The sequence below is a fragment of the Streptomyces sp. NPDC059477 genome, assembly GCF_042749375.1.
Lineage (GTDB): Bacteria > Actinomycetota > Actinomycetes > Streptomycetales > Streptomycetaceae > Streptomyces.
The window spans coordinates 1-26,141 of record NZ_JBHYUG010000051.1 but is presented as its reverse complement, the minus strand read 5'-3'; the positions used below and the strand labels follow the sequence as shown (position 1 = coordinate 26,141).

21 protein-coding genes and 2 pseudogenes are annotated in these 26,141 nt (G+C 71.0%); 10 read left to right on the top strand and 13 right to left on the bottom strand.

The window, feature by feature from the left end:
• Window positions 1-78 precede the first annotated feature (78 nt).
• The 3 genes and pseudogenes from ACFXAZ_RS24270 (at window position 79) to ACFXAZ_RS24260 (ending at window position 1,934) form a co-directional block, all read left to right on the top strand.
• Window positions 79-893: pseudogene (locus ACFXAZ_RS24270) on the top strand (class I SAM-dependent methyltransferase).
• Between the two features lie 43 nt (window positions 894-936).
• Window positions 937-1,245 carry a 4a-hydroxytetrahydrobiopterin dehydratase gene (locus ACFXAZ_RS24265; protein WP_384595050.1) on the top strand — a complete coding sequence of 103 codons (309 nt, stop codon included), beginning with the start codon at window positions 937-939 and terminating at the stop codon, window positions 1,243-1,245.
• A gap of 107 nt (window positions 1,246-1,352) precedes the next feature.
• Window positions 1,353-1,934 (top strand): HD family hydrolase, encoded by a 582-nt coding sequence (locus ACFXAZ_RS24260; protein ID WP_384594970.1) that lies wholly within the window; start codon window positions 1,353-1,355, stop codon window positions 1,932-1,934.
• Between the two features lie 63 nt (window positions 1,935-1,997).
• On the opposite strand, the gene ACFXAZ_RS24255 is transcribed toward ACFXAZ_RS24260, so the two are convergent.
• From ACFXAZ_RS24255 to ACFXAZ_RS24220, 8 genes are all read right to left on the bottom strand, one after another.
• Complete coding sequence (locus ACFXAZ_RS24255) at window positions 1,998-3,836, bottom strand: chitinase (protein WP_384594967.1); 1,839 nt, start codon at window positions 3,834-3,836, stop codon at window positions 1,998-2,000.
• 334 nt (window positions 3,837-4,170) lie between these two features.
• On the bottom strand, window positions 4,171-4,635 hold the full coding sequence (locus ACFXAZ_RS24250; protein ID WP_384594964.1) for a hypothetical protein: 465 nt from the start codon (window positions 4,633-4,635) through the stop codon (window positions 4,171-4,173).
• Window positions 4,636-4,766: 131 nt separating this feature from the next.
• Window positions 4,767-6,194, bottom strand: a complete 1,428-nt coding sequence (locus tag ACFXAZ_RS24245; RefSeq protein ID WP_384594961.1) for an NAD(P)/FAD-dependent oxidoreductase — start codon at window positions 6,192-6,194, stop codon at window positions 4,767-4,769.
• Between the two features lie 49 nt (window positions 6,195-6,243).
• Window positions 6,244-7,050 (bottom strand): ABC transporter permease, encoded by an 807-nt coding sequence (locus ACFXAZ_RS24240; protein WP_384594958.1) that lies wholly within the window; start codon window positions 7,048-7,050, stop codon window positions 6,244-6,246.
• A complete protein-coding gene (locus ACFXAZ_RS24235) occupies window positions 7,051-7,980 on the bottom strand; it encodes an ABC transporter permease (RefSeq protein ID WP_384594955.1) in 930 nt (309 codons plus the stop codon). It abuts the gene before it with no gap.
• Window positions 7,980-9,140, bottom strand: a complete 1,161-nt coding sequence (locus tag ACFXAZ_RS24230; RefSeq protein WP_384594952.1) for an ABC transporter ATP-binding protein — start codon at window positions 9,138-9,140, stop codon at window positions 7,980-7,982. Before ACFXAZ_RS24230 ends, ACFXAZ_RS24235 begins: the two co-directional genes overlap by 1 nt.
• Window positions 9,137-10,381, bottom strand: coding sequence for a PotD/PotF family extracellular solute-binding protein (locus ACFXAZ_RS24225; protein ID WP_384594949.1), 1,245 nt, complete (start codon window positions 10,379-10,381; stop codon window positions 9,137-9,139). The genes ACFXAZ_RS24230 and ACFXAZ_RS24225 overlap by 4 nt, the downstream gene beginning before the upstream one ends.
• A gap of 54 nt (window positions 10,382-10,435) precedes the next feature.
• Window positions 10,436-11,971, bottom strand: coding sequence for a gamma-aminobutyraldehyde dehydrogenase (locus tag ACFXAZ_RS24220; RefSeq protein WP_384594946.1), 1,536 nt, complete (start codon window positions 11,969-11,971; stop codon window positions 10,436-10,438).
• A gap of 211 nt (window positions 11,972-12,182) precedes the next feature.
• On the opposite strand from ACFXAZ_RS24220, the gene ACFXAZ_RS24215 reads away from it, so the two are divergent.
• The gene (locus ACFXAZ_RS24215; protein ID WP_384594944.1) at window positions 12,183-12,803 is read left to right on the top strand and encodes an NADAR family protein; all 621 of its coding nucleotides are present in this window, start codon (window positions 12,183-12,185) and stop codon (window positions 12,801-12,803) included.
• A 110-nt stretch (window positions 12,804-12,913) separates the two neighbouring features.
• Here ACFXAZ_RS24215 and ACFXAZ_RS24210 read toward each other — a convergent pair whose 3' ends face one another.
• Window positions 12,914-13,360, bottom strand: coding sequence for a DUF4190 domain-containing protein (locus tag ACFXAZ_RS24210; RefSeq protein WP_384594941.1), 447 nt, complete (start codon window positions 13,358-13,360; stop codon window positions 12,914-12,916).
• 94 nt (window positions 13,361-13,454) lie between these two features.
• Window positions 13,455-14,231 carry a DUF4190 domain-containing protein gene (locus tag ACFXAZ_RS24205; protein ID WP_384594938.1) on the bottom strand — a complete coding sequence of 259 codons (777 nt, stop codon included), beginning with the start codon at window positions 14,229-14,231 and terminating at the stop codon, window positions 13,455-13,457.
• A gap of 77 nt (window positions 14,232-14,308) precedes the next feature.
• Between ACFXAZ_RS24205 and ACFXAZ_RS24200 the strand changes: the two are divergent.
• Window positions 14,309-15,530, top strand: a pseudogene (locus tag ACFXAZ_RS24200) (adenosine deaminase).
• 45 nt (window positions 15,531-15,575) lie between these two features.
• Window positions 15,576-16,259, top strand: a complete 684-nt coding sequence (locus ACFXAZ_RS24195; protein ID WP_384594935.1) for a glycerophosphodiester phosphodiesterase — start codon at window positions 15,576-15,578, stop codon at window positions 16,257-16,259.
• A 378-nt stretch (window positions 16,260-16,637) separates the two neighbouring features.
• Here ACFXAZ_RS24195 and ACFXAZ_RS24190 read toward each other — a convergent pair whose 3' ends face one another.
• Window positions 16,638-18,911: a heavy metal translocating P-type ATPase gene (locus ACFXAZ_RS24190; protein ID WP_384594932.1), complete on the bottom strand. Its 2,274-nt coding sequence runs from the start codon at window positions 18,909-18,911 to the stop codon at window positions 16,638-16,640.
• Between the two features lie 160 nt (window positions 18,912-19,071).
• Between ACFXAZ_RS24190 and ACFXAZ_RS24185 the strand changes: the two genes are divergently transcribed.
• On the top strand, window positions 19,072-20,025 hold the full coding sequence (locus tag ACFXAZ_RS24185) for a hypothetical protein (protein WP_384594929.1): 954 nt from the start codon (window positions 19,072-19,074) through the stop codon (window positions 20,023-20,025).
• A 353-nt stretch (window positions 20,026-20,378) separates the two neighbouring features.
• The gene (locus ACFXAZ_RS24180; RefSeq protein WP_384594926.1) at window positions 20,379-21,890 is read left to right on the top strand and encodes an amidohydrolase family protein; all 1,512 of its coding nucleotides are present in this window, start codon (window positions 20,379-20,381) and stop codon (window positions 21,888-21,890) included.
• 41 nt (window positions 21,891-21,931) lie between these two features.
• Here the strand turns inward: ACFXAZ_RS24180 and ACFXAZ_RS24175 are convergent, their stop codons facing one another.
• Together ACFXAZ_RS24175 and ACFXAZ_RS24170 are read right to left on the bottom strand one after the other, a co-directional pair.
• Window positions 21,932-22,684, bottom strand: a complete 753-nt coding sequence (locus tag ACFXAZ_RS24175; RefSeq protein WP_384594923.1) for a GntR family transcriptional regulator — start codon at window positions 22,682-22,684, stop codon at window positions 21,932-21,934.
• Between the two features lie 8 nt (window positions 22,685-22,692).
• On the bottom strand, window positions 22,693-23,193 hold the full coding sequence (locus ACFXAZ_RS24170; RefSeq protein WP_384594920.1) for a VOC family protein: 501 nt from the start codon (window positions 23,191-23,193) through the stop codon (window positions 22,693-22,695).
• Window positions 23,194-23,411: 218 nt separating this feature from the next.
• Between ACFXAZ_RS24170 and ACFXAZ_RS24165 the strand changes: the two genes are divergently transcribed.
• Entirely contained in the window at window positions 23,412-25,592 is a 2,181-nt protein-coding gene (locus ACFXAZ_RS24165; RefSeq protein WP_384594917.1) for a thiamine pyrophosphate-dependent enzyme, read from the top strand.
• 34 nt (window positions 25,593-25,626) lie between these two features.
• On the top strand, window positions 25,627-26,141 hold a 515-nt coding region (locus tag ACFXAZ_RS24160), incomplete at its 3' end, for a biotin/lipoyl-containing protein (protein ID WP_384594914.1).

Below are 26,141 nucleotides of genomic sequence, written 5' to 3'. Positions count from 1 at the left end.
TGTGGGCTGCGCACCCCGTACGGGGGCGCGCGCACGCCGGGCATGACAGAGGGCACGTGCGGTCACCACAATGCCCCCATGACGGGAACCGAGTTGGCTCCGGAGATCGTGCGGTACTACACGTCGTTCAGCGAGGAGGACCGGCTGAGTACGACGGCCGACGGCCGACTGGAAATGGTACGCACCCAGGAACTGCTCCGCCGCTATCTCCCCGCGCCGCCCGCCCGGATCCTCGACGTCGGCGGCGGGCCTGGGGCCCATGCCCGCTGGCTCGTCGAGGACGGGTACAGCGTGCACCTGGTCGACCCGGTCGCCCGGCACATCGAGCAGGCCGTGCGGACCGGCGCCGACGTCGAACTCGGCGATGCCCGCCGTCTCACCGCGGCGGATCGCTCGTACGACGTGGCGCTTCTGCTGGGGCCGCTCTACCACCTGATCGAGCGCACGGACCGCGCTCAGGCCCTCACCGAGGCCCACCGCGTGCTCAGGCCCGGCGGCGTCCTCGCGGCTGCGGGCATCAACCGCTACGCGTCCCTCTTCGAGCATGCCGCCTTGCACACCTTCACCAGGAGGCCATGCGGGAGAGCGTCGGTGGCATCCTCGCCTCGCAGATCCACGACGGGAGACGGGCCTTCACCGCGGCCTACTTCCACAGCGGCGAGCAGTTGCGAGACGAGGTGTCCGAAGCCGCCTTCGAGGACGCCGAGGTGTTCGGCATCGAGGGCCCGGCCTGGTCCATGCTCGCCGCCGCCGAGCGCACCACGGGTACCGGCTTCCGCGACGGCCCGCTCTTCGAATCGGCGCTCGCCGCGGCCCGCTTGGCCGAGCCGTACCCCGAACTGCTCGCCGCCAGCTCCCACCTGCTGGCCATCGGCCGACGACCCGGCGCCTGATGGTGGCTCCGGGGACTGAGGGGAGCTGACCGTGTCGGATGCGATGCCGCTGTCGGAGACCGAGATCGAGGCCGCGCTGGCGGAGATGCCCGGGTGGCGGCGGGTTGGTGACGAGATCACCCGCTCGTACGCGATCCGGTATCACGGCGGGGTCGCGATGATCGTTCACGTTGCGGATGTGGAGCGGCTGATCGGCCATCACGCGGACATCGATCTGCGGTGGGGCAAGATCCGCTTCGGGATCACCACCCATGATGCTGGGCACAAGCTGACGGCGGACGACTTCGATCTGGCCCGGCGGATCGACGCGATCGCGCAGGCCCATGGTGCGGAGCCGGTGACCGACGTGTAGCCACGGCAGACATGTTCGAAGATTCCCGGCTTTCGCCACAGGCTCGGCGGGAGCTGGAGGGCATCAGGTACGCGATCCGCCTCGCCGAGGCGTGAAAGGGGACCCCCGTGGGTGATCAGGATCTGGCGGACGTGGCCCACTTCCTGTGGGAGGCGGGCACGTTGAAGTCGGCCCGCCGGACGGGATGGTGGATGGCGGGGGTCCGGGACCCCGAGAGTGTCGCCGAGCACGCGTGGCGCGCGTCCCTCATCGCCTCGGTCATCGCGACCCTGGAGGGTGCGGACGCCGCGCGGGCCGCGCATCTGGCGGTGTGGCACGACTCCCAGGAGACGCGCACGGGCGATGTGAATCATCTGGGGAAGAAGTACGCGGCTCCCGGTGATCCCGAGGCGGTGACGGCGGACCAGACGGCCGGCATGCCGGAGGTGCTGCGCGGTGCCATCCGGGCCGTGGTCGCCGAGTACGAGGCGGGCGAGACGCCCGAGGCCGTCTGCGCACGCGACGCGGACAAGCTGGAATGCATGGTGCAGGGGCTGGAGTACAAGGCACAGGGGTACGAGGCGGCGCAGCGGTGGGTGGACAACAGCCGGGCCCGGATCGTCACGGAGTCCGGTCAGCGTCTCGCCGATGCGTTGCTGGCCCAGGCGCCGCTGGACTGGCTGCGTGCCGCCCTGGGTGAGCGCACCTGAGCCGCGCGCGAAGAGCCCCCTCCCGCCCGAAGGCGACAGGGGGCACCCTCACCCAGATCCAGGTCAGGGGAAGTAGCTGTCGAAGGTCCGCTGGAACTCCCAGTTCGCGAAGCGGTCCCAGTTGATCGACCAGGTCATCAGGCCCCGTAGATCTGGCCAGGTGCCATGGGTGGCGTACGAGCCGCAGTTGGTCTTCTTGGTGAGGCAGTCCAGGGTCTTGGTGACCTCGGCGGGAGCCACATAGCCGTTGCCCGCGTTGACCGAGGCGGGCATGCCGATCGCGATCTGGTCGGGGCGCAGCGGCGGGAAGACGTTGTTCTGGTTGCCCGCCACCGGGAAGCCGGTGAGCAGCATGTCGGTCATGGCGATGTGGAAGTCCGCGCCGCCCATGGAGTGGTATTGGTTGTCGAGGCCCATGATCGGGCCGGAGTTGTAGTCCTGGACGTGCAGCAGGCTGATGTCGTCGCGCAGGGCGTGGATGACCGGCAGGTACGCGCCCGCCCTCGGGTCCTGGCCGCCCCACGGGCCGGTGCCGTAGAACTGGTAGCCGAGCTGCACGAAGAACGTCTCCGGGGCCATGGTCAGCACGAAGTCCGCGCCGTACTTGGCCTTGAGGGTCTGCACCGCGGAGATGAGGTTGACGATCACCGGGGTCGTGGGGTTCTTGAAGTCGGTGTCGTTGGCGTTGAGGGACAGGGAGTGGCCCTCGAAGTCGATGTCGAGACCGTCGAGACCGTACTCGTCGATGATCAGGGAGACGGACTCGACGAACTTGTCCCGGGCGGCGGTGGTGGCGAGCTGCACCTGGCCGTTCTGGCCGCCGATGGAGATCAGCACCTTCTTGCCGGCCGCCTGCTTGGCCTGGATCGCCGCCTTGAACTCGGCGTCGCTCTCCACGTTCGGGCACTCCGTCACCGGGCAGCGCTCGAAGCGGATGTCGCCGGAGGTGACCGAGGTGGGCTCACCGAAGGCGAGGTCGATGACATCCCAGCTGTCGGGGACGTCGGCGAGCCGGGTGTAGCCGGAGCCGTTGGCGAAGCTGGCGTGCAGATAGCCGACCAGGGCGTGCGGCGGGAGCTGGCCCGGGTTGCCGCCGCCCCCGGCGGTGGTGGTGGCGGTGACGACCACCGAACGGGCCGACTCCCCCGCGTCATTGACCGCGGTGACCTGGAAGGAGTACGGGGTGGAAGGCGTGAGCCCGCTGATCGTGGCCGACGTTCCGGTGGGCGTCTGGACGCGGACGCCGTCCCGGTAGACGGCGTAGCCGGTCGCACCGGTCACCGCGGTCCAGGACAGGGCGACGCTGGACGAGGTGATCGTGCCGGCCCTGAGCCCGGTCGGCACGGCGGGCGGCTGGCCGGGGTCCACCCCGGGGCCGACCAGGGTGATGTCATCGGCGTAGTAGGCGGGGGTGCCGTACCAGCCGTGGGTGTAGATCGTGACCCGGGTGGTGGTCGCGCCGGTGCGGAAGGTGGTGCTGAGCTGCTGCCAGCTCGGCGCGTTCTGCGTCCAGGCCGACACATCGGTGGTGCCGGTGCCGCTGGCGCCGAGATAGACGTACGAGCCCTGGACCTGGCCGGTCAGGGTGTACTGGGAGTTGGGCTGGACGTTCACGGTCTGCGAGCAGCGGGCGTTGTCGCTGCCGGCCGGGGTGCCGCGCAGGGCGGAGGTGCCGGTGCGTACCGGGGTGCTGACGTTCGTCGCGTTGGTGCAGGTCCAGTTGGTGAGGCCGGATTCGAAGCCGCCGTTGCGGGCGAGGTCCACGTCGACCGCGTAGGCGGTGGACGTGAGTCCGGCGGCGGCCAGGGCCGCGGTGATGAGCAGTGCGAGCAGGCCGCGCCGGAAGAGAGGTCTGGGGCGACGGGTGGGGTGTGTGCCGCGTGTGGCGTATGTGCGTTCCACGAATGCCTCCGTACAGGGAATGGGAGGGGTGGAGCGGAGGGGTGGAGCGAAGCCGAGAGGGGGGAGGGGATGAGGAAATGACGGAACGGGGGGCGCGCACACAATTTGGTCCAGACCAATTCCGTTGTCAAGACCTCGCGGTCGCACCGGACGCCGCCCGGCCCCGCTGACCCGCTGACCCGCCGACCCACCGGCACCGGCACCGGCACCGGCACCGCGAAAGAGCCCGGTTCGACGGAACCGGGCTCCACTTCAGCGCGCACCGCACACTGCTATTGCTTCATCTCACTGCATACCGACCGGCCCATCGGGCGCCCGTTCGACTGGCCCCCGCTCAGCCGTCCCGGTCCCGGTCGCCGTCCATGGCCAGGCCCGCCGCCGCCTCGTGCATGGCGAGTTCCAGCAGGGCCGGATCGGTCAGGGTGCCGGAGCCGTCCGGTGGGACCAGCCAGCGCACCCCGCCGGTGGACCGGCCCGGGTACGGGACCACGATCCAGGTCCCGGCGCCCACCGTGCGGATGCCCTTGCCGACCCAGCGGCCGGCGGTGCCCGGCGGCACCAGGAACCCCATCCGGGCGTCGCCGAAGTCGACCAGCACCGGGCCCGGCCGGGCCAGGATGCGGGTGACGACGTCCAGGGTCGGATAGCCCAGCTCGCCCGGCAGGATCAGTACGTCCCAGGCCCGGCCCGCCGGCAGCAGGGCGACCCCCAGGGGGTTGCGCTCCCACTCCCAGCGGCAGGCGTCGGGATCGGGTGCGACGGATGCCAGCCATTCGACCGCCGTCTTGGCACCTGTCATGACAAAGACCTCCCTCTCGTCGAGACGACGCGCTCGCGTCATGAGGGAGAGGGAGGTCCCTGCCAGGCATTACGCCGGTTCTGACGAACCGTTGGAGTGAAGCGGATCACACGGACCCCGCCGGGCGGCGCTCAGCTGTCGAAGCCCAGCCCCACCCGGTCCATCGTCCGCAGCCACAGATTGCGCCGCCCGCCCTGCTCGTCCGCGCGGGCCAGCGACCACTTGGTGAGCGCGATCCCGGTCCAGGCGAACGGCTCCGGCGGGAACGGCAGCGGCTTCTTGCGGACCATCTCCAGCTCCGTGCGCTCGGTCCGCTCCCCCGCCAGCAGGTCGAGCATGACGTCGGCGCCGAACCGGGTCGCGCCCACGCCGAGGCCGGTGTAGCCCGCCGCGTAGGCCACCTTGCCCTGGTGGGCGGTGCCGAAGAACGCGGAGAAGCGCGAGCAGGTGTCGATCGCGCCGCCCCACGCGTGGCTGAAGCGGACGCCCTCCAGCTGCGGGAAGCAGGTGAAGAAGTGCCCGGCGAGCTTGGCGTAGGTCTCCGGCCGGTCGTCGTACTCGGCGCGCACCTGACCGCCGTACGGATAGACCGCGTCGTAGCCGCCCCACAGGATCCGGTTGTCGGCGGACAGCCGGAAGTAGTGGAACTGGTTGGCGGAGTCGCCCAGGCCCTGCCGGTTCTTCCAGCCGATCGCGCCGAGCTGCTCGGCGGTGAGCGGCTCGGTCATCAGGGCGTAGTCGTAGACCGGCACGGTGTAGGCGCGGACCCGCTTGACCAGGTTGGGGAAGATGTTCGTGCCGAGCGCGACCTTGCGGGCGCGGATCGAGCCGTACGGGGTGCGTACGGCCATCCCGGCGCCGTGCGGCTTCAGGTCGAGCGCGGGGGTGTGCTCGTACACCCGTACGCCCAGTTCGGCGCAGGCCCGCTTGAGGCCCCAGGCGAGTTTGGCCGGGTGGAGCATGGCGACGCCCCGGCGGTCCCACAGGCCCGCCTGGAAGGTCGGGGAGTCGACCTGGGCGCGGACCGCGTCGGCGTCCAGGAGTTCGAGTCCGTCGGCGAGGCCCTCGCGCTCCAGTTCCTCGTGCCAGTCGCGCAGCTCCCACGCCTGGTAGGCCTCGGTGGCGACATCCAGCTCGCCCGTGCGTTCGAACTCGCAGTCGATCCCGTAGCGGGCGACCGCCGCCTCGATCTCGTCGAGGTTGCGGACGCCCAGCTCCTGGAGCTTGCGGATCTCGTCGGGCCAGCGGCTCATACCGTTGGCCAGACCATGGGTGAGGGAGGCGGCGCAGAAGCCGCCGTTGCGGCCCGAGGCGGCCCAGCCCACCTCGCGCCCCTCGACCAGGACGACATCGCGCCCGGGGTCGCGCTCCTTGGCGATCAGCGCGGTCCACAGTCCGCTGTACCCGCCGCCGACGACCAGCAGATCGCAGGTCTCGGCGCCGGTGAGGGCGGGCTCGGGGGCCGGCCTGCCGGGGTCGTCCAGCCAGTACGGGACCGGCTGGGCCTCGGCGAGCGAGGACGTCCAGTTGCTGTCACGGCTCATGGCGCTCGGGGCCATGATTTCAACTCCCTACAGGGGCGTGCGGCAAAAGCCTGGTGCCTTTGCTCTATGCCTTTGCCTTTTGCCTGTTTCTGCGATTGCTGATGACCATCGAGGTCATGACCAACAGTACGGCGATGACGAACATGGCCGTGCCGATGACATTGATCTGAACGGGCGTTCCGCGCTGTGCCGAGCCCCAGACGAACATGGGGAAGGTGACGGTCGAGCCCGCGTTGAAATTGGTGATGATGAAATCATCGAAGGAGAGCGCGAAGGCGAGCAGCGCGCCCGCCGCGATACCGGGAGCCGCGATCGGCAGGGTCACCCGGATGAAGGTCTGGAAAGGACCGGCGTACAAATCCTGCGCGGCCTGTTCCAGCCTCGGGTCCATCGACATCACACGCGCCTTGACCGCCGTCACCACGAAGCTGAGGCAGAACATGATGTGGGCGATGAGGATGGTCCAGAAGCCGAGCTGGATGCCCATGTTGAGGAAGAGCGTGAGCAGCGAGGCCGCCATGACCACCTCGGGCATCGCCATCGGCAGGAAGATCAGCGAGCTGACCGCACCGCGCGCCCGGAACCGGTAGCGCACCAGCGCGAAGGCGATCATCACGCCGAGCAGGGTCGCGCCGAGGGTGGCCCAGAAGGCGATCTGGAGGCTGAGCGAGAGCGAGCCGCACATGTCGGCGACCCCGCACGGGTCCTTCCAGGCGTCCAGCGAGAATTCCTGCCACTCGTAATTGAAGCGGCCCTTGGGTTTGTTGAAGGAGAAGACCGTGACGATCACATTCGGCAGCAGCAGGTATCCGAGGGTGATCAGTCCCGCGATGACGACGAAGTGGCGCTTGAGCCAGTTGACGAAGGCCATTTAAACCAGATCCTCCGTGCCGGACCTACGGATGTACAGCGTCACCATGATGAGGATCGCGAACATCAGGACGAACGACAGCGCGGCGGCCGTCGGATAATCCAGGATCCGCAGGAACTGGGTCTGGATGACATTGCCGATCATCCGGGTGTCCGTCGAGCCGAGCAGATCGGCGTTGACGTAGTCGCCGGTCGCCGGGATGAAGGTGAGCAGGGTGCCGGAGACCACGCCGGGCATCGACAGCGGGAAGGTCACCTTGCGGAAGGTGGTGAAGGGCCGGGCGTACAGATCGCCCGCCGCCTCGTGCAGCCGCCCGTCGATCCGCTCAAGCGAGGTGTACAGCGGCAGGATCATGAACGGCAGGAAGTTGTACGTCAGACCGCAGATCACCGCGAGCGGGGTGGCCAGCACCCGGTCCCCGGCGGTGATGCCGAGCCAGCTGGTGACGTCCAGGAGGTGCAGCGAGTTCAGCGCGCCGACCACCGGTCCGCTGTCGGCGAGGATGGTCTTCCAGGCCAGGGTGCGGATCAGGAAGCTGGTGAAGAAGGGCGCGATCACCAGGATCAGGATCACGTTCCGCCAGCGGCCCGCCCGGAAGGCGATCAGATACGCCAGCGGATAGCCCAGCAGCAGACACAGGATCGTCGCGGACCCGGCGTACAGCACCGAGCGCAGGAACTGCGGCCAGTACTCGGAGACCGCGTCCCAGTAGGTCGCGAAGTGCCAGGTGACCTGGTAGCCGTCCTCCAGGGAGCCGGTCTGCACCGAGGTGGACGCCTGGTAGACCATCGGCAGGGCGAAGAAGACGATCAGCCAGAGCAGTCCGGGCAGCAGCAGGAGGTACGGCGTCCAGCGGCCCCGCTTGCGCGGCGGCTTCGCCGGGATCTCGGGCGCCGGTGGCGCGGGCGCCTCGGCGAGGGTCGTCGCCATCAGACCTCTTCCTCGACCTTCTCCACGCCCGCGTCGATGTCCTGCGCGGCGTCCAGGCCGAAGGTGTGCGCCGGGTTCCAGTGCAGGACGACGGCGGCGCCGGGGACCAGCCGGGCGTCCCGGTCGACGTTCTGCGCGTAGACGGCGAGGCCGGGGCAGGCGGGGCTGTCCACCACGTACTGGGTGGAGACGCCGATGAAGCTGGCGTCGGTGATGGTGCCGGTGAGGCGGTTGCGGCCGGCCGGGATCTCGCCCGCGGCGTCGGCGTGGGTGAGGGAGATCTTCTCGGGGCGCACCCCGAGCAGCACCTTGCCGCCGGGCGCGGCGGGGGCCGAACATCGCGCGCTCGGCAGGCTGAGCCTGCCGCCGCCCGCCTTGAGGACGATCTCGTCGCCGGAGCGGGTGTCGACCTCGGCCTCGATGAGGTTGGAGGTGCCCAGGAAGTTGGCGACGAACGTGGTGCCCGGGTTCTCGTAGAGGTCGGCGGGGGCGCCGAGCTGCTCGACACGGCCCGCGTTCATCACGGCGACCGTGTCGGCCATGGTCATGGCCTCCTCCTGGTCGTGCGTGACATGGACGAAGGTGATGCCGACCTCGGTCTGGATGCGCTTCAGCTCCAGCTGCATCTGGCGGCGCAGCTTGAGGTCCAGGGCACCGAGCGGCTCGTCCAGGAGCAGCACCTTGGGGTGGTTGATCAGCGCGCGGGCGACGGCCACGCGCTGCTGCTGGCCGCCGGAGAGCTGGTGCGGCTTCTTTCGGGCCTGCTCGCCGAGCTGGACCAGGTCGAGCATGTCCCCGACCTGCTTCTTCACGCTCTTGATGCCCCGGCGGCGCAGGCCGAAGGCGACGTTCTCGAAGATGTCGAGGTGCGGGAAGAGGGCGTAGGACTGGAAGACCGTGTTCACCGGGCGCTTGTAGGGCGGCAGGTGGGTCACGTCCTGGTCGCCGAGGCGGACGGTGCCGCCGCTCGGCTCCTCCAGGCCCGCGATCATCCGCAGGGTGGTGGTCTTGCCGCAGCCGGACGCGCCGAGCAGGGCGAAGAAGGACCCCTGCGGGACCGTGAGGTCCAGCGGGTGCACGGCGGTGAAGGAGCCGTAGGTCTTGCTGATCTTGGTGAGGCGGACGTCGCCGCTGCTGTCTGTCGTCGTCATCGTCGTCACGCCCCTGTGAGCTTTGCGAACTTCTCTTCGTAGGCCGTCTCTTCATCCGAACTGAGCGAACGGAAGGCCCGGGATTTCGCCGCCATCTCCGCGTCGGGGATGATCAGCGGGTTGTTCGCCGCGTCCTCGTCGATCTTGGCGAGTTCGGCTTTCACCCCGTCGACCGGGCACACGAAGTTGATGTACGCGGCGACCTGGGCGGCCGGGCCCGGCTCGTAGTAGTAGTCGATGAGCCGTTCGGCGTTGGTCTTGTGGCGGGCCTTGTTGGGCACCAGCAGGTTGTCCGTCGACGTCATGTATCCGCTGTCCGGGATCACGAAGTCCACGTCCGGGTTGTCGGCCTTGAGCTGTACGACGTCCCCGGCCCAGGCGACACAGGCGGCGAGGTCGCCCTTGGACAGGTCGGAGGTGTAGTCGTTGCCGGTGAAGCGGCGGATCTGGCCCTTGTCGACGGCCTTCTGCACCCGGGCGATGGCCGCGTCGAAGTCGTCGTCGGTGAACTTGCCGGGGTCCTTGCCCATGTCGAGCAGGGTGAGCCCCATGCTGTCGCGCATCTCGGAGAGGAAGCCCACCCGGCCCGCCAGCTGCGGCTTGTCCAGCAGATCGGAGATGGAGGTGACCTCCACGCCGTCCAGCGCCTTCTTGTTGAAGGCGATGACCGTCGAGATGCCCTGCCAGACATAGGAGTACGCGCGCCCCGGGTCCCAGTCCGGGTTGCGGAACTGGGCGGACAGGTTGCTGTACGCGTGGGGCAGATTGGACGCGTCCAGTTTCTGCACCCAGCCGAACCGGATCAGCCGGGCGGCCAGCCAGTCGGTCACACAGATCAGGTCGCGGCCGGTGTCCTGGCCGGCCGCGAGCTGCGGCTGGATCTTCCCGAAGAACTCGACGTTGTCGTTGACGTCCTCGGTGTACTTGACCGAGATCCCGGTCCGCTTCTTGAAGGCGTCGAGCGTCGGGCGCCCCGTGCCGCTCTCGTCCACGTCCATGTACTCGGTCCAGTTGGAGAAGTTGACGGTCTTCTCCTTGGCCGAGTGGTCCTCGGACGACACCCCGGCGGACTTGGCCGCCGGGGGGATACCGCAACCGCTCAGCGCCGCGAGACCGCCGAGCGCCAGCGCGCCGCCGGTGGAGGCGCGCAGCAGGGAACGGCGGCTGAGGGCGGCCCGGCCGCCTCGGAGGCTGCGCCGCATGGCGGCCACCTGGGCCGGTGACAGGCGGTCGGGCTCGAACTGCTCCATGCGCGTATCTGCCCTTTCGGGAGGGTCGGAAGGCCGTGGTCGCGGCCGGTATGGCTATCGGTCCCCGAAGATCGTGCGGTGCCAGTCCTTGCGGGCCACCGCGGTGTTGTCGAACATCACGTGCTTGATCTGCGTGTACTCCTCGAAGGAGTAGGTGGACATGTCCTTGCCGAAGCCGGACGCCTTGTAGCCGCCGTGCGGCATCTCGCTGATGATCGGGATGTGGTCGTTGATCCACACACAGCCCGCCTTGATCTCCCGGGTGGCGCGGTTGGCGCGGAACACATCGCGGCTCCAGGCGGAGGCGGCGAGCCCGTACGGGGTGTCGTTGGCGAGCCGGATCCCCTCGTCGTCGCCGTCGAACGGAAGGACGACGAGGACCGGCCCGAAGATCTCGGACTGGACGATCTCGCTGTCCTGCGGCGCGTCGGCGACGAGCGTGGGGCGATAGTACGCGCCGCGCTCCAGATCGCCCAGGGGAGCTTCACCGCCCGTGACGACCCGGGCGTAGCCGCGGGCCCGGTCGACGAATCCGGCCACCCGGTCGCGCTGGACGTGCGAGATCAGCGGGCCCAGGTCGGTCCCGGCGGCGAACGGGTCGCCGACCCGCACGGACGCCATCAGCTCGGCGGTGCGGGCGACGAACGCCTCGTACAGCGGGCGCTGGACATAGGCGCGGGTGGCGGCCGTGCAGTCCTGGCCGGTGTTGATCAGTGAGCCCGCGACGGCGCCGTTGGCGGCGGCCTCCAGGTCGGCGTCGTCGAACACCAGGAAGGGCGCCTTGCCGCCCAGCTCCAGGTGGATCCGCTTGACGGTGGCGGTGGCGACCTCGGCGACCCGCTTGCCGACCGCGGTGGAGCCGGTGAAGGACGTCATGGCGACATCCGGGTGGCCGACCAGGTGCTCACCGGCCTCCTTGCCGGTGCCGGTGACGATGTTGATCACGCCGTCCGGGATTCCGGCGGCGGTCGCGGCCTGCGCGAACAGCAGCGAGGTCAGCGGGGTCAGCTCGGCGGGCTTCAGCACGATGGTGTTGCCCGCGGCGATGGCCGGGAGGATCTTCCAGGCGGCCATCTGGAGCGGGTAGTTCCAGGGCGCGATGGACCCGACCACCCCGATCGGCTCGCGGCGCACGTACGAGGTGTGGTCGCCGGAGTACTCACCGGCCGACTGGCCCTGGAGGTGCCGGGCGGCGCCCGCGAAGAACGCGGCGTTGTCGATGGTGCCCGGCACGTCGAACTCGCGGGTCAGCTTCAGCGGCTTGCCGCACTGGAGGGACTCCGCGCGGGCGAAATCGTCGGCGCGGTCGGCGAGGACGGCGGCGAAGCGGTGCAGCGCGTCCGAGCGCTCGCCCGGGGTCGCCCCAGCCCAGGCCGGGAAGGCGGCCCTGGCCGCGGCGACGGCCGCGTCCACGTCGTCGGGACCGGCCAGGTCGTAGCGGTAGACCTCCTCCCCGGTGGCAGGGTCGACGACCGCGAACGAGCGGCCGGACGTGCCCTTCGCGAGGCGGCCCGCGATGTACTGGGCACCCTCCGCGAAGCGCTCCTGGGCGGGGAATCGGTCCGGGGTGGTCTTGCCCGGGTTGTGCATGTCGCTCTCCTCCGCCTTCGCCCCGCTTCGCTGCGAGGCGGGTGGCGTAGCTCCAGCTCGATTTGAGTGCCGATCCTGACAGAATGACGTAAGGCCAACAAGTGATTCCGTTGTTGCCTTTTGGTTACGCAACGGAATCTGTCGACCAGGTGTCGAGTGCGCCAGGAAAAGGAAGGACGGACTGTCCGTGGTGCGTGCCAGACTCGCGTGTATGGCACGGATCACAGACATCCCCGACTCCCTGACCTCGCTGGACGCCCTGGTCAGGGCGGTCCGGGCGGGGTCCCGCGTCCGGTATCTGACTTTCTGGGGGCATCGCCCGCTGCCGTCGGGGCGGCTCGGCGCGAGCTGCCTCAGCCAGTGGTGGCCGTCACCCTTCGAGGTCGACTCGGTGCGGTACGCGACGGCCGAGCACTGGATGATGGCCGCCAAGGCCCGGCTGTTCGATGACACGGAGGCGGAGCGGCGGGTGCTGGCGGCCGGGCATCCGGCCGAGGCGAAGAAGGCGGGGCGGCTGGTGCGCGGCTTCGACGAGACGGTGTGGCAGCGCGAGCGGCTGCGGATCGTGACCGAGGGCAGCGTCCACAAGTTCGCCGCGGACCCGGCGCTGGGGGCGTTTCTGCTGTCCACCGGCGAGCGAAGCGAGATGGGGGTCCCCCCGGCCGAAGGCTGGGGGAGGGTGCTGGTGGAGGCCAGTCCGGTGGACCGGGTGTGGGGCATCGGGCTCGCCGCCGACGATCCGGCCGCGGCGGATCCCGAGCGCTGGCGGGGGCTGAATCTGCTGGGGTTCGCGCTGATGGGGGCGCGGGGGCGGTTGGCGGCGGGCGCGTGAGCGGACGCGCCCGCCGGTTCGGACCACGCTCATGAGGCTCGCGTGATCGCTCGGACCACGCTGGCTCGAACCACGTTGGCTCGGACCAGGCTGGCTCGGGCCAGGCTCGCTCAGACCACGCTCATGAAGCTCGCGAAGACCACGAAGCCCAGCACCGGCAGCACCACGGTGGCCACGATGCCGCAGACCAGACCGGCGGTCGCGGCGCCCTTGTTGGTGGCCTCGCCCCGGTTCGCCTTGCCGCGCCCGATGGCGCCGAAGATGATCGCGAGGATGCCGAGGATGACCCCCAGGAACCACATGAAGAAGGTCAGGCTGCACACCACGCCGATGATGCCGAGCACCAGACCGGTGGTGCCCATGCCGTTGCTCGGCTGCACCGGCATCACATAGCCGGGTACCTGCGGGTAGGCACCCGGGTAGGCGACGGGCGGGGCGGGCGGATAGGCCGGGTTCGGGTAGCCGTACCCCGGGGTGCCCTGCGGATGTCCGTAGCCGCCGGGCGGCTGCTGCGGAGGCTCTGGCGGTCCGAACCCACCGGGATTGGCACCGGACATGGAGTTGTCTCCCCTCGTTGACCGACAAGGCATCGTAGTGGCCCCGCCGACCGGCCGGGAGGCGGATACGGTGACCGCCCCCCCCCGGGGAGACTCAGGCGGCGCGCGTCACATCCAGCGGCGCGCTGTGGGCGCCGTAGTACGGGTCGTCGTAGTACGAGTCCTGCTCTTCGAACTCGTTGAAGGCGGTGGTGAAGCCGATCACCATGAGGACGAGCACCGCGATGCCCAGGATCAATCCGATGATGCCGGTGATCAGACCGGCCTGCGCCTGGCCGCGGTTGGTGGCGACGCCCTGCTCGGCGCGCTTCTTGCCCTTGACGCCGAAGACGATGGCGAGCACGCCGAGGACGATCGAGACCGCGCCGTAGAAACAGAACAGGGCGCAGGCCAGGATGCCGAGCACCATCGCGGCGGTGCCCATGCCGTTCTGCGGCGCCATCGGGGCGCCGGTCCAGCCGTAGCCCTGCGGGTAGCCGGGGTAGCCGTAGCCACCGGGCTGCGGGCCGCCGGGCGCGGTGGGCGGGGGCGGTACGGCGCCGGTGGTGTCGTACGGGGCGTGGCCCGCGGTGTCGTACGGCGAGGGACCGCCCGTGCCGTACGGGGCGGGGCCGCCGGTGTCGTAGGGCGCGTGGCCGGCCGTGTCGAACGGCGTGGGGCCGCCGGGCGGCGGGTAGCCGGTGGACGGCATCGAGGTGACGGTCGCCTGGTCGTGCACGGAAGGCGGCGCGGGCGTGCCGGACGGCGGCTGACCGGGAGTGGCGGGGCCGCCGGAGGGGCCGTCCGGATCGGCGGGCTGCCGGCTCTCGGGCGGTGCCCAGGGGTCGTAACCGCCCCCGTTCGTCCCACCCGGCTTTGTCGGGTCCGTCATGTCGTGCCCCCCTGGGTCGATCGTCCCGCCATGCTACGGCCTTGATCCGCCGGCGCCGCCGCCGGTACCGGGACGTGATGGCTCCGCCGGGAACGACGGCACGAAGGGGGCGGACGGTTCCGTCCTACGATGTCCCTGCCACCTGATCAGCCGATCACCCGCGCCGCGCCCCGCCAGGGTGTCCGGCGCCTTCCCGGGGAGGTCCCCTTGACCGAGCAGCACTCCGCGCAACAATCCGTGCGGCACTCCGCTTCCGGCGCCCGTGACGTGCGCGACCCGCACGCCTTCATCGCCGGACTGCCCAAGGCCGAACTGCATGTGCACCACGTCGGCTCCGCCTCCCCGCGGATCGTGTCCGAACTGGCCGCCCGCCACCCCGACTCCACGGTCCCCACCGACCTCGAAGCGCTGGCCGACTACTTCACCTTCACGGACTTCGCGCACTTCATCGAGGTGTATCTGTCGGTCGTGGATCTGATCCGCACGCCGGAGGACGTCCGGCTGCTGACCTTCGAGGTGGCCCGGGAACTGGCCCGCCAGCAGGTGCGGTACGCGGAGCTGACCGTCACGCCGTTCTCCTCCACGCGGCGCGGGATCGACGAGCGGGCGTTCATGGACGCCATCGAGGACGCCCGCAAGGCGGCCGAGGCGGAGTTCGGGACGGTGCTGCGCTGGTGCTTCGACATTCCCGGCGAGGCCGGTCTGGAGGCCGCCGAGGAGACGGTCCGGCTGGCCACGGACGACCGGCTGCGCCCCGAGGGCCTGGTGTCCTTCGGGCTCGGCGGCCCGGAGATCGGCGTGCCGCGCCCGCAGTTCAAGCCGTACTTCGACCGCGCCATCGCCGCCGGGCTGCACTCGGTGCCGCACGCGGGCGAGACGACCGGCCCCGAGACGGTGTGGGACGCGCTGACGTATCTGCGGGCCGAGCGCATCGGCCACGGCACCAGTTCCGCGCGGGACGAGAAACTGCTGGCGCATCTCGCCGAGCACCGGATCCCGCTGGAGGTGTGCCCGACCTCCAACATCGCCACGCGCGCGGTGACCACGCTGGACGAGCACCCCATCAAGGAGTTCGTCCGCGCCGGGGTCCTGGTCACCGTCAACTCGGACGACCCGCCGATGTTCGGCACCGACCTCGACAACGAGTACGCGGTCGCCGCGCGTCTGCTGGACCTGGACGAGCGCGGCATCGCCGGCCTGGCGAAGAACGCCGTCGAGGCGTCGTTCCTGGACCGGGCGGGCAAGGAGCGGATCATGGCCGAGATCGACACGTACACGACGGCCTGGCTCGCGCCCTGAGGGGAGCAGCCGCGAGCGGAAGGGTGGGGCCGCCACAATAGGGCCATGCAGAACGTGACCGCCGTGGCCCACCGCGGAGACCCCTACCGCTTCCGCGAGAACACCCTCGACTCCCTGCGTTCCGCGCTCACCCGGGGCGCGGACGCCGTGGAGATCGACGTACGCCTGACCCGCGACGGCGTGCCCGTCGTCCTGCACGACGCGACGCTCAAACGGCTGTGGGAGCACGACCGGCCGCTGTCCGCGCTGTCGGCGGACGAGGTGCGGGAGCTGACCGGGGGCGGGGTGCCGACGCTGGCCGAGGCGCTGACGGCGACCGGCGAGGCCCGGCTGATGCTGGATCTGCCCGGGCTGTCGGACGTCCGCGCGGCCCGCCGGATCGTGGATGTGGTCCGCGAGCGCGGTGCCGGGGAGCGGGTGTACTACACGGCGGACGCCCGGGCGATGCTGGCGGTGCGCGGGGCCGACCCGGCGGCGGAGATCGCGCTGACCCGGTCGACCCTGGCGCCACCGAGGGCGGCCCTGCTGGCCGTGATCAAGCCGCGCTGGCTCAACTTCCGCTTCACGCTGCTGGACCGGGAGCTGGTGGCCGCCGTCCACCGGGACGGGCTCCTGGTCTCCTGCTGGACCCCAGACACCCGGCGCTCGATGCGCAGGCTGATCGCCATGGGGGTGGACTCGATCACGACGAACCGGGTGGATGTCCTGTGCCGGGCACGGGAGGGCTGAGCCACGCGGGCGGGCTCGGCTCGGGTCGGGTCGGGTCGGGTCGGCTCCGCTCCCTAGGGGAACATCCCGCCGCTCCGGGCCGGTGACGGACAGGCCGAACACGCAGCCGCTCCGGGCCGGTGGCCGACGGGGTTGAGGCGGCGACGCCCCCGGCACGGGGCGTACCGGGGAGGGCGAACGCCCGGTGGCCCCGGCCTGCGGCTGACGGGCCGAACGCCCCGATACTCCGCCGACGGGGTGAACGCGCCGACCAGCCTGTGGCGGACCGGGGGGAACGCCCCGAGCCCCCGCCCTGCGACGGACGGGGGAACACCCCGACGCTCCGGGCCTGTTGGCACCGGAGCGTCGGGTGGTGGCGGGCGCGAGGGTGTCCCGGGGTCAGCCGGTGGGGCGGAAGCCTCGTAGTCGGAGGGAGTTGCCCACCACGAAGACCGACGAGAAGGCCATGGCCGCTCCGGCGATCATCGGGTTGAGGAGGCCCGCGGCGGCGAGCGGGAGGGCCGCCACGTTGTAGGCGAAGGCCCAGAACAGGTTGGTGCGGATGGTGCCCAGGGTCTTGCGGGCGAGGCGGATGGCGTCGGCGGCGGCGCGCAGGTCGCCGCGGACCAGGGTGAGGTCGCTCGCCTCGATCGCGGCGTCCGTGCCGGTGCCCATCGCCAGTCCCAGGTCGGCCTGGGCCAGCGCGGCGGCGTCGTTGACACCGTCGCCGACCATCGCCACCGAGCGGCCCTCGGCCTGGAGCCGCTTGACCACGTCGACCTTGTCCTCCGGCATCACCTCGGCGATCACCTCGTCGATGCCGACCTCGGCCGCGACGGACTCGGCGACGGCCTTGTTGTCGCCGGTCAGCAGCACCGGGCGCAGGCCCAGCGCGCGGAGCCGGGTGATGGCCTCGGCGCTGGTGTCCTTCACCGCGTCGGCGACCTCCAGGACGGCCCGTGCCTCACCGTCCCAGGCGACCGCGACGGCCGTCCGGCCGGCGGTCTCGGCCTGCTGCTTGGCCAGCTTCAGCTCGGCGGGCAGCTCCATCGCCCACTCGGCGAGCAGCTTCTCCCGGCCGACCAGGACCGCGTGTCCGTCCACCACGCCCTGGACGCCGAGTCCGGGGACGTTGGCGAAGTCCTCCGGCACCGGGAGGGTGCCGGTGCGCTCGGCGGCGCCGGTGGCGATGGCCTGGGCGATGGGGTGCTCGGAGGCGTGCTCCAGGGCGCCCGCGAGCCGCAGGACGTCCTTCTCGTCGGTGCCCTCGGCGGTGCGGACGGCCAGCAGGGTCATCTTGCCGGTGGTGACCGTGCCGGTCTTGTCCAGCACGACGGTGTCGACCTTGCGGGTCGTCTCCAGCACCTCGGGGCCCTTGATCAGGATGCCGAGCTGGGCACCGCGCCCGGTGCCGACCATCAGCGCGGTCGGTGTGGCCAGGCCCAGCGCGCAGGGGCAGGCGATGATCAGTACGGCGACGGCGGCGGTGAAGGCCGCGGCGGCCCCGGCGCCATTGCCGATCCAGAAGCCGAGGGTGGCCAGGGACAGGGCGATCACGATCGGCACGAACACCGCCGAGATCCGGTCGGCGAGGCGCTGGGCGGCGGCCTTGCCGTTCTGGGCGTCCTCCACCAGCCTGGCCATCCGGGCGAGCTGGGTGTCGGCGCCGATCCGGGTGGCCTCGACCACCAGGCGTCCGCCCGCGTTGACGGTCGCGCCGGTCACGCCGTCGCCGGGGGCGACCTCGACCGGCACGGACTCGCCGGTCAGCATGGAGGCGTCCACGGCGGAGGTGCCCTCGACGACCGTGCCGTCGGTGGCGATCTTCTCGCCGGGGCGGACCAGGAAGCGGTCCCCGACCGCCAGCTCGGAGACCGGGATGAGCGTCTCGCGTCCGTCGCGCAGGACGGTCACGTCCTTGGCGCCCAGTTCCATCAGGGCGCGCAGCGCGGCGCCCGCCTTGCGCTTGGAGCGGGCCTCGAAGTAGCGCCCGGCCAGGATGAACGCGGTGACACCGGCCGCCGCCTCCAGATAGATGTTCCCGGCGCCGTCGCTGCGCGCGATGGTCAGCTCGAAGGGGTGGGTCATGCCGGGGGTGCCCGCGGTGCCGAAGAACAGCGCCCACAGGGACCAGATCATCGCCGCCGACGTGCCGACCGAGATCAGGGTGTCCATGGTGGCGGCGCCGTGCCGGGCGTTGGTCCAGGCGGCCTTGTGGAAGGGCCAGGCGGCGTACACGACGACGGGCGCGGCCAGGGTCAGGGACAGCCACTGCCAGTACTCGAACTGCAACGCCGGGATCATGGCCATGGCGATCACCGGGACGGAGAGCACGACGGCGGTGATCAGCCGCTGGCGCAGCGGCAGCAGCTCGTCCGGCGCCTCGGCGGCCCCCTCCCCCGGCCCGCCGTCCTGCCGGGGCGGCGCGGGCTCACGGGCGGTGTAGCCGGTGGCCTCCACCGTGGCGATCAGGTCGGCGACGGCGACCTCGCCGTCATAGCTGACCTTGGCCTTCTCGGTGGCATAGTTGACGGTCGCGGTGACGCCGTCCATGCGGTTGAGCTTCTTCTCGATGCGTGCGGCGCAGGAGGCGCACGTCATCCCGCCGATCGCGAGTTCGACCTCGGTGGCGCCAGGTGCTGTGGTGGGGCTCACGGCGACTTCACTCCTCATCGCTCCTCCTTGACCGCTTGCTCTTCACTTTATACCCCCTAGGGGTATAAGCTCCACCCATGTATACCCCCCATGGGTATCAAAGGCAAGGAACGCACGGAACTACCCGGCCGCACGGAACCACCCGTTCCCCGTTCGGCAACGACCTCAGGAGTCCGAGATGAATCCCCTCCAGAAGATCGGCACCTTCGGCGCGGCCGTCGCCGTCTGCTTCGCCGCCGCCTATGGGGTCGGCACCGCGGTCTCTCCGATCAACGCCGACCCGGAGCCGGCCGCGCACCAGGAAGGCCACACCACCGGGGCCACCGCCGAGGCCACCGCCGCCGACACCACCCCGGGCGGCCTCCAGATCTCCCAGGACGGCTACACCCTCGACCTGGCCACCCGGCAGGTGGCGGCCGGCGACCCCACCGAGCTGCGACTGACCATCCGCGACGCGAACGGCCGCCCGGTGACCGAGTTCGCCCGTGAGCACGAGAAGGAGCTGCATCTGATCGTCGCCTCGCGCGATCTGACGGAGTTCCGCCATCTCCACCCGGTCCGCGCGGCCGACGGCACCTGGAGCACACCCGCCACGCTCTCCGAGCCCGGCGGCTACCGCGTCTTCGCCGACTTCCGCCCGGCCGCCGAGAAGGAGGGCCTCACCCTGGGCGCGGACCTGGCCGTCTCGGGCGCGTACGAACCCGCCGCGCTGCCCCCGGCCGCCGCCACCGCGACGGTCGACGGCTACGAGGTGACGCTGACCGGCACCCTGGCGGCGGGCGCCCAGAGCGAGCTGACCTTCACCGTCACCCGCGACGGCAAGCCGGTCACCGACCTGGAGCCCTACCTCGGCGCCTACGGCCATCTGGTCGCCCTGCGCTCCGGCGACCTGGCGTATCTGCACGTCCACCCGCACGACGAGGCGAGCGGCGACGCCCTGTCCGGCAGCCCGGACGTCACCTTCACGGCCGCCGCGCCCAGCACCGGCGACTACCGCCTGTTCCTCGACTTCAAGGCGGACGGCGAGGTCCACACGGCGGCCTTCACCGTCAGCGCCGGGGAACGCCCGGCGGGCGAGCCGTCGGGGCAGCCGTCGGGCGACACGGGCGAGGAGGCTCCGCACGGTCACTGATCCACCGCGACACGGTCCCGATCCCCCGCGATACGGTCACCGATCCGCCGCGACGTCACCAATCCACCGCGACGGTCACCGATCCACCCATGACGGTCACCGATCCACCCGCGATGGCCGGCGGGCCCGGCACACGCGCCGCCCGCCGGCCCCCGCGCGACCGCCCGCCGGACCGAACCGGCAGCGCGCGGACCGCCGTACCGCTCCCGGTCCTAGGTCCGCCCCCGGACCCGTCCGACCAAAGTCTTAGTGCAAATTTCAACTTATGAACGATCAACTACCTTTGCTAGCGTCCGAGGCGACCCCCTTCCCCTCCGGCCCGTCAGACGGCCGGTACAGACCTGGAGTTCGCCATGCACCGCTCACGGTCCCGACTGGGCCGCCGGTCCTTCCTCGTGGGAGCCGGTACCGGCCTCGGAACCGCCGGCCTCGGACTGGGCGCCACCGCCACCGCCACCGCCCGGCCCCAGGCGCCCGCGCCGGTCCCGTCCTTCGCCCCCGGCCGCCCGATCCTGTTCCGCGGCGCGACCGTCGTCACCGGCGATCCGCGCCTGGGCACCCGGCAGAACGCCGATGTGCTGGTCACCGGGGCGACCATCAAGGCCGTCGGCCCGAGACTGGCCGCGCCCTCGAACGCCGTGGTCGTCGACGGCCGCGACCGCATCCTGATGCCCGGCATGATCGACACCCACCGGCACATGTGGCAGACCGTGCTGCGCGGGGTCGGCGCCGAGTGGACGATCGCGAACTACTTCCGGTTCATGTACGAGGAGTGGGGCCCGTACTGGCGCCCCGAGGACGTGTACGCCGGGAACTACCTCTCCATGGTGGAGGCCATCAACAGCGGGGTGACCACCAGCCTGGACTGGTCGCACGCCCTGTACACCTACGAGCACGCCGAGGCCGCCGCCGACGCCCTGTTCGACTCGCGCGGGCGGGCCCGGCTGGCGTTCGGCGACATCAGCGCGGGTCCGCAGAAGTGGGCCGTCGACGGTGACGTGGACCGGCTGCTGCGCGCCCGCTTCTCCTCCAAGGACCAGTTGGTCACCCTGCAACTGGCCTGGGACCCGCCCGGCGACCCGGCCTTCCCGGAGCGCCCGGCCTGGGAGTTCGCCCGCGACCGCGATCTGATGGTCACCCAGCACGCGGGCGTGTGGGACTTCTCGACGGACGCCGGGATCAGCATCCTGCGGGACAACGGCTTCCTGCTCCCCACCAACACCTATGTGCACGCCGGAACGCTCACGGACAGCGCCTACCGCATGATCGCCGACTCCGGCGGCAACGTCTCGATCTCCGCCGAGAGCGAGCTGAACGCCGGTCAGGGCTACCCGCCCACCGGCAAGGTGCGCGAGCACGGCATCCCGGTGTCGCTGTCGATGGACACCAGCGTGTGGTGGAGTTCGGACATGTTCTCCGCGATGCGGGCCACCCTCAACGCCGACCGTGGCCTCGACCACCAGGCGGCCCATGCCGAGGGCAAGACGGTCATCAACAACGATCTGCGTACCGAGGACGTCCTCCACTACGCCACCCAGGGTGGCGCCGACGCGCTCGGCCTGGGCTCGAAACTGGGGTCGATCACCCCGGGCAAGCTGGCGGACCTGGTGATGCTGCGGGCCGACACCCCTTCGATGGTCCCGCTCACCAACGCCGTTCACCAGATCGTCTTCCAGGCGAGCCGCGCCGAGGTGGACACGGTCCTCGTCAACGGCCGGGTGCTCAAGTACGGCGGTGCGCTGATCGCCCCCGATCTGAAGCGGGCCACCCGGCTCGCCGAGGCGTCCCGTGACCACATCCGGGACAAGGCCGGCGCCCAGCAGTGGGCGGCCGGCCAGGAGCCGCCGCCCTACCAGGCCGCCTGAGTCACCCCGCCGAGGCGGGCCCCCCGGGGGGGCGGCTCGCCTCAGCGGCCCGCTTCCTCGCCGCGGAACACGTCGGGATGCTGGGCCAGTTCCACCCGTGTCCGGCGGATGTGCAGTTCCAGGATGCGTTCCGCCGAGCGGCCGTCGCCGTCGCGCAGGGCCTCGATGAGCAGGCGGTGCTCGGCGTTGATGATCCAGCCGCGCTGGCCCAGCGTCAGCCGGGTGAAGGCCCGCCGGTAGTGCTGGGTGGTGTCCCACAGCCGGGCCACGACCCCCGCCAGTTCGTCCGCCCGGTGGTGACGGTACGTCGCCCAGTGCAGCTGCCGGTCCAGCACCAGGAACTCCTCCACGTCCCGGGTCTCCTCGATCCGGTCCTGGATCCCGGTCAGTTCGGCGATGTCCGCCCCGGTGAGCCGGGGGGCGGACTCGGCGAGCAGCAGCGGTTCGAGGCGCTCGCGCATCTTGTAGCTCAGCTCGCACTCGCGCATGTCCATCTGGGTGACCCAGGCGCCCTGGTTGGCGCGCAGGGTGACCAGCCCCTTGGACTGGAGGATGCGCAGCGCCTCGCGCACCGGCAGCCGGCTGGTGTGCAGCTCGTCCGCGAGGTCGTCCTGGATGATGCGCGTCCCGGGGGCCAGCCGGCCCGCCAGGATGCGCTCGCGCAGCTGATCGGCGATCCGCTGGCTGGCCACTCCGGCCCGCAGCGCGCCGTTGCCGCCGCCCTTGTCACCCTTGTCACCCTTATCGGCCTTGCCAACCTTGTCGCCCTTGCCGTCGGACACTGGCTCACTCACTCCCCTGCTCAGGCGAAGGCTCCGGGATCATGGTCGAAGGCCTTGCCGCCAGGATAGGAAACCAGCTCGAACTGCATCCCCCAGGGCGCCAGGAAGTAGACCCAGCGCTGTCCCTCGCTGGCACCCCGGCTGGTGGTCGGCTCACCCAGCACCCGCAGCCCACGCCGGCGCAGATCGGCCACCGCCGCGTCCAGGTCCTCCACGTACAGGGCGACATGGTGGCCGCCGACATCGCTGTTGCGCGGGCCCTTGGCGCGCTGGTCCGGGGCCTCGTACGCGAAGACCTCGAAGACCGCCTGGCCGCCGAGCCGGTAGAAGTGCAGCCGGCGCATCACGGTCCTGTCGTCGACGTCCAGGTGGGTGCTCATCCAGTGGCCGTCGTCCCTGTAGGGGCCGAGCGCGTACATGTACTCGCAGCCGAGCACGTCCACGAAGAACGTATGGGCCTCGTCCAGATCCGGCACGGTGAGCCCGATGTGATCGAGCCGGGTCAGTCCGGGAATCGCCATGGTGTCGCCTCCGCCTTCTTCGATGGATCCGAACGATTGGATCCATTTGGTCTTGCGATCATGTCTCACTGGGCGCATAGTCTAGGTCATACAACCCCCGAGTGTGGTTCGGCCATCTTGCAATGGATCCAATCCATTGCCGCCGACCCCGCTGTTTCTCACCGTTCTCCACCGTTCCCCACTGTTTCTCATCGGTCAGTCATCTCCAGGGAGGGCCCATGCCCAGCCGTGATCCGTTGTCCCCCAGCTCGCCCTGGGTGGAGCTGAGCGCCTCGACCGGGGACTGGGACGCCGCCGACCCGGCCCTGCTGCTGGGGATGCTGGGCCAGGGCCTGTGGATCCGGGCCTTCGAGGAGTACGCGCTCGAACTGGCCGGTCAGGGCCTGATCCACGGTCCGGTGCATTCCAGCGTCGGGCAGGAGGGCGGGGCCGTCGGCTCGGTGCTGCCGCTGCGCAGCGACGACTTCGTCAACGGCTCCCACCGCGGCCATCACCAGTTCCTCGCCAAGGCCCTCACCCACGTACTGCCGAAAAAGTCGGACGGGCTGCCCGAGCTGAGTGACGACGTGCGCATGGTGCTGCACCGCACCCTCGCCGAGATCTGCGGCCTCGCCGACGGTTTCTGCCTGGGCCGGGGCGGCTCGATGCACCTCCAGTGGCGGGAGGCCGGGGCGATGGGCACCAACGCCATCGTCGGCGGCGGGGTCCCGCAGGCCGCCGGGTTCGCCTTCAACCAGCTGCGCGCCGGGACGGACGCGGTCACCGTGACCTACTTCGGGGACGGGGCCGTCAACATCGGCTCGGTCCTGGAGACCTTCAACCTGGCGGCGGCCTGGAAGCTGCCGGTCTGCTTCTTCATCGAGAACAACCTGTACGCCGTCTCCACCCCCATCGGCGAGGTGACCGCCGAGGCCCGGCTGTCCGGCCGCGGCCCCGGCTTCGGCATCCCCAGCTGGCGGGTGGACGGCATGGACGCGCTCGCCGTGCAGCTGGCGATGACCGAGGCGCTCGCGCACATGCGCGCCGGGCACGGCCCGACCGTCATCGAGGCGGAGGTCTACCGCTACTTCCACCAGAACGGCCCGTACCCGGGCAGCGCCTTCGGCTACCGGGACAAGGCGGAGGAGCAGGCATGGCGGGCGCGTGACCCGCTGGACCAGCTGCGCCGCCACGTCGTACGGCGCAAGCTGGCCACCGCGCGGGAGGTGACCGCCGCGCAGAAGCAGGTCGCCGCCGTGCTCCGCGAGATCGGCGACACCCTGCTGGAGCAGGACCCCGCGGGCAAGCCCGGGGTACGCCGGATCCGCCCCTCGGCCTGGCCGGACCCGGCGCTGGTGGACGTCGGCGTGCGCGGCGATCTGAGCGAGCTGGCGGACAGCCGCTACGAGGAGGCCGGGACGTTCGCCGGGCAGCTCGCGGAGCGGCGCTTCATCGACCTGGTCAGCGAGGTGATCGGGCGCCGGATGGAGACCGACGAGCGGGTCGTCGTCCTGGGCGAGGACGTCGACCGGCTGCGCGGCGGCACCAACGGGGCCACCAAGCGGGCCCAGGAGGTGGCCCCGGAGCGGGTGCTCGGGACGCCGATCAGCGAGAACGCGTTCGCCGGGCTCGGCGGGGGCATGGCGATGGACGGGCGGTTCCGGCCCATCGTGGAGTTCATGTACGCCGACTTCATGTGGGTCGCCGCCGACCAGCTGTTCAACCAGGTGGCCAAGGCCCGGCACATGTTCGGCGGCAACGAGGCGGTGCCGTTCGTGCTGCGCTCCAAGCTCGCGGCGGGCTCCGGATACGGCTCCCAGCACACGATGGACCCGGCGGGCGTGCTCACCACGGCGGCCGGTCTGCGGGTGGTCGCCCCCTCCACCCCCTTCGACTACGTGGGCCTGATGAACACCGCGCTGGCCTGCGAGGACCCGGTCGTCGTCCTGGAACACGTCGACCTGTACACCTCGACGGGCCCGGCACCCGTCGACGACCTCGACTACCGCATCCCGGTCGGCAGGGCCGCCCTGCGCCGCGAGGGTGACGACCTCACCGTCATCTCGTACCTCTCGATGGTCCGCCACTGCCAGGAGGCGCTCGACCAGGTGCCGGAGATCCGGGCCGACTTGATCGATCTGCGCTGGCTGGACCGGGCCTCCCTCGACTGGGACACCATCGAGGCGAGCGTGAGGAAGACCAACCGGGTCCTCATCGTGGAACAGGGGGCGCGCGGGACGTCGTACGGCGGCTGGCTCGCGGACGAGATCCAGCGGCGCCTGTTCGACTGGCTGGACGCCCCGATCGAGCGGGTCACCGGCGGCGAGGCGTCGCCCAACATCAGCAAGGTCCTGGAGCGGGCGGCGATCGCCCGGACCGAGGAAGTCGTCACCGCGCTGCGCGAGATCGCCGCGTACTGAGCCCACGGCCCAAGACCCAGGTAGGAGAAGACCCATGGCAACGCTGCTTCGGGTACCCGAAGTCGCCGCCGGAGCGACGGAAGCCGTCCTGTCCGAATGGCTGGTCAAGGAGCACACCCCGTACCGGACCGGCGATCCGATCGTCGTCCTGGAGACGGACAAGGCGCTGGTGGAGGTGGCCGCCGAGACGGACGCCATGCTGCTGCGCACCCTGGTGCCCGGCGGCACGACCGTCGCCGTCGGCGCCCCGATGGCCCTGGTCGGCGACCCGTCGGAGGTGGGCGCGGACGTGGCCCGGCTGCTGGCGGAGCTCGGCGTGGACGAGGGGTCCGGCGGCGGGGGGTCCGGCGGCGGGAGCGCTGACGCCGGGGGTTCCGCCGGCACGGCATCCGCCGGCACCGGGCCCGCCGGATCCGGCGGGCCCCAAGAGACGCCGGTGGTGGGGGGGGGGGACCACGCAGCGGCGCCGCCCCCCCCCCCGCCCCACCCCACCCACGGCTCCCCCCCCCCCCCCCGCCCCACCCCACCCACCCCTCCCCATTCCCGACC

Coding starts and splice junctions, on each gene's coding strand:
- ACFXAZ_RS24265 (WP_384595050.1), top strand. CDS start 937: ATGCCGCTGTCGGAGACCGAGATCGAGGCCGCGCTGGCGGAGATGCCC.
- ACFXAZ_RS24250 (WP_384594964.1), bottom strand. CDS start 4,635: ATGACAGGTGCCAAGACGGCGGTCGAATGGCTGGCATCCGTCGCACCC.
- ACFXAZ_RS24245 (WP_384594961.1), bottom strand. CDS start 6,194: ATGGCCCCGAGCGCCATGAGCCGTGACAGCAACTGGACGTCCTCGCTC.
- ACFXAZ_RS24240 (WP_384594958.1), bottom strand. CDS start 7,050: ATGGCCTTCGTCAACTGGCTCAAGCGCCACTTCGTCGTCATCGCGGGA.
- ACFXAZ_RS24235 (WP_384594955.1), bottom strand. CDS start 7,980: ATGGCGACGACCCTCGCCGAGGCGCCCGCGCCACCGGCGCCCGAGATC.
- ACFXAZ_RS24225 (WP_384594949.1), bottom strand. CDS start 10,381: ATGGAGCAGTTCGAGCCCGACCGCCTGTCACCGGCCCAGGTGGCCGCC.
- ACFXAZ_RS24220 (WP_384594946.1), bottom strand. CDS start 11,971: ATGCACAACCCGGGCAAGACCACCCCGGACCGATTCCCCGCCCAGGAG.
- ACFXAZ_RS24215 (WP_384594944.1), top strand. CDS start 12,183: ATGGCACGGATCACAGACATCCCCGACTCCCTGACCTCGCTGGACGCC.
- ACFXAZ_RS24210 (WP_384594941.1), bottom strand. CDS start 13,360: ATGTCCGGTGCCAATCCCGGTGGGTTCGGACCGCCAGAGCCTCCGCAG.
- ACFXAZ_RS24205 (WP_384594938.1), bottom strand. CDS start 14,231: ATGACGGACCCGACAAAGCCGGGTGGGACGAACGGGGGCGGTTACGAC.
- ACFXAZ_RS24195 (WP_384594935.1), top strand. CDS start 15,576: ATGCAGAACGTGACCGCCGTGGCCCACCGCGGAGACCCCTACCGCTTC.
- ACFXAZ_RS24190 (WP_384594932.1), bottom strand. CDS start 18,911: ATGAGGAGTGAAGTCGCCGTGAGCCCCACCACAGCACCTGGCGCCACC.
- ACFXAZ_RS24185 (WP_384594929.1), top strand. CDS start 19,072: ATGAATCCCCTCCAGAAGATCGGCACCTTCGGCGCGGCCGTCGCCGTC.
- ACFXAZ_RS24180 (WP_384594926.1), top strand. CDS start 20,379: ATGCACCGCTCACGGTCCCGACTGGGCCGCCGGTCCTTCCTCGTGGGA.
- ACFXAZ_RS24170 (WP_384594920.1), bottom strand. CDS start 23,193: ATGGCGATTCCCGGACTGACCCGGCTCGATCACATCGGGCTCACCGTG.
- ACFXAZ_RS24165 (WP_384594917.1), top strand. CDS start 23,412: ATGCCCAGCCGTGATCCGTTGTCCCCCAGCTCGCCCTGGGTGGAGCTG.